1 protein-coding gene is annotated in these 2,911 nt (G+C 49.7%); it reads left to right on the top strand.

The features are described 5' to 3' along the window. Positions 1 to 77: 77 nt before the first annotated feature. Positions 78 to 2,911: DNA-directed RNA polymerase subunit beta' (rpoC, locus tag M0R47_RS21570; RefSeq protein WP_292558416.1), on the top strand; the 2,834-nt coding region annotated here is incomplete at its 3' end.

The raw sequence follows: 2,911 nt of genomic DNA, 5'->3' as shown, positions 1-2,911 counted from the left end.
CGAGGAACTCGATGATCTCGAAGACATGACGATTCAGGATATTGATGAAATAGAAGAGATTAAGGAGGAGGCGTAATATGTCACGAGTCATAGCAAACAACGGAATTGCTGATTTCGATGCAGTTCGCCTGGCAGTTGCCAGCCCTGACGACATTATGAAATGGAGTCATGGTGAGGTAACCAAACCAGAGACCATTAACTATCGAACCCAGAAGCCTGAGCGTGATGGATTGTTCTGTGAGCGAATCTTTGGCCCGGTCAAAGACATCAACCCACATGACAACAAGCTCAAGGGTGTTCGTTCACGCGAAGCTGCCATCGACAAGAACGGTGAGCTCGTTACAAAGAGTATCGTTCGTCGCGAGCGCATGGGTCACATTACCCTGGCTGCTCCTGTCGCTCACATCTGGTTTATGCGTGGTACCCCAAGTGCTATGAGCTTGCTGCTCGGCATTACCGTGCGTAACCTCGAGCGTATTGCTTACTTTGCAACCTACGTTATCCTGAATGTTCAGACTGAGAAGCGTGACCAATACCTGGCTGATCTCGAAGCTGAAACCGAAGCTGGCCGCATGGCTATCAAGATGCGCTACGAGAAAGAAGCGGAAGCTGAAAATGCCGACGTCAAAGCACTGGCTGAAGCTCAGTCACGTGAAGTTGAAGACCTCAACGAATCGTATACTGTCAAAAAAGCTCAGCTCGACAGCCTCGTAAAGGGTGCTCTGATTGCCGAGACAGACTTTAGGAACCTTCCAGAAGAATATGAAGACCTCGCCGAAGTTGGTATGGGTGGCGTGGCTCTCAAAGCCTTGCTTGATCAGATTGATCTTCCAGCCCTCATCGCCGAGCTTGGCGAAGAAGTAGCAGGTGCCAAGGGTCAGCGCGAGAAGAAGCTTCTCAAGCGCCTGAAGGTACTTGAAGGTATGCAGGCTGCTGGTATCAAGCCAAGTAGCCTGACACTCACTGTTCTACCGGTGATTCCACCGGACCTTCGTCCGATGGTGCAACTGACCGGTGGCCGATTTGCTACTAGCGACCTTAACGACCTCTACCGCCGTGTGATCAACCGTAACAACCGTCTCAAGAAGCTGATCGACCTCAACGCGCCAGAAGTGATTCGTCGCAATGAAATGCGTATGCTTCAAGAAGCTGTTGACGCATTGATCGACAACTCGGCTGCTCGTGGTGGTCGTGCAGTAAACGCAACTGGTGGACGCCGCCGCCTCAAGAGCATCTCTGATATGCTTAAGGGAAAGCAAGGACGATTCCGTCAGAACCTTCTCGGTAAGCGTGTCGACTACTCTGGACGTTCAGTTATTGTTGTTGGTCCAAAGCTCAAGATTGACCAATGTGGTCTTCCAAAGCAAATGGCCCTCGAGCTGTTCAAGCCTTTCGTTATTCACTGGTTGATCGCTGGAGAATACGCACACAATATCCGTTCAGCAACTCGTTTAATCGAAGCTGGTGAAGCGATCGTCTGGGACGCACTCGACGCAGTGATCGAAGGTAAGTACGTTCTCTTGAACCGTGCGCCATCACTTCACCGTTTGTCTATCCAGGCCTTCAAGCCAAAATTGGTTGAAGGAAAAGCAATTCAATTGCACCCACTCGTTGCAAACGGATTTAACGCTGACTACGACGGCGACCAAATGGCTGTCCACCTTCCGCTTTCAAAGCAGGCTCAGCAAGAAGCTCGTGAACTCATGAGCGCAACTGCTAACCTCTTGAAACCAGCAGATGGTGCTCCAGTCCTCAGTATCGGCCAGGACGTTGTCCTTGGTAACTATTACCTGACATACAACAAGCCAAGTGCACAAGCAAGGGCAGAAAAAGCATATAGCTCTGTCTACGAAGCTGAAATGGCCTACGATAACAAAGTCATCCAACTTCAGACCCCGATCCGTGTCTTTACAAAGGGTGAAGTACGAAGTACGACTCTCGGACGAGTTTTCTTTAACGAAATTTTGCCTGCAGACTTCCCGTATGACGACAACGTCCAGAACAAGAAACAGCTCAAGAAAGTCCTTGGACTGATCTTTGAGCAGTACGGTGCTGAAATGACCGCAAAGACTGCTGACCGCATGAAGGGACTCGCGTTCCGTTTTGCGACCGTCGCAGCCGTGTCAACCGGTAAGGATGACTACGTCGAATTTGCTGAAACTGCAACCTTCATTGCCGAAGGTGATGCGAAGGTAACGCTCATTAGTGAACAGTTCAACCAAGGACTCATTACTGAAGAAGAGCGTTACAGCCTGACCATTTCAACCTGGCGTGGTGTGGTTCGTAGTGTCAGTGAATTCCTTCAAGACAAGCTAAAAGACATGGACACCAGTGTGAGTGTCATGCTCAACTCTGGAGCACGTGGTGATATTTCTAACGTTCAGCTTGCGAGCGCCATGATTGGTATCATGGTTGACGCAACGAACCGTGAAATTGAGCTTCCGATCCGAAGTAACTACAAACACGGACTCAGCTCATTGGAGCAATTCGTGGCAACCCGTGGTTCTCGTAAGGGTCTGATTGACACCGCCCTCAAGACAGCTGACTCAGGATACCTGACTCGACGTCTCGTTGATGTGTCCCAAGATGTCTTTACTGTTGAAGACAAGAAGGGTGATGACGATGGATTCGCTATCTACCGAAGTGAAACTGCACAAACCATGATCGAATTCGCAAACCGTCTCTATGGACGATTCGCGGCTGAAGATATCGCAGGACACATTAAGGGCGGACAACTCATTACCCGTGAGATTGCAAATGCTATTGATGCTGACCAAGAAATTTCTGAAGTAAAGATTCGCTCAGTACTTTCAACCAAGAACCTTCGCGGTGTTCCACAAAGTAGCTACGGTATCGACATGTCGACCAACGCACTTGTTGCGAAAGACCAGCCGGTTGGTGTCATCGCCGC

The sequence above is a fragment of the Methylobacter sp. genome, from assembly GCF_023227905.1.
Taxonomy (GTDB): domain Bacteria; phylum Pseudomonadota; class Gammaproteobacteria; order Methylococcales; family Methylomonadaceae; genus Methylobacter_A.
Note: the sequence above shows the minus strand (reverse complement) of the source record. Positions and strands in the feature narration are given on the sequence as shown.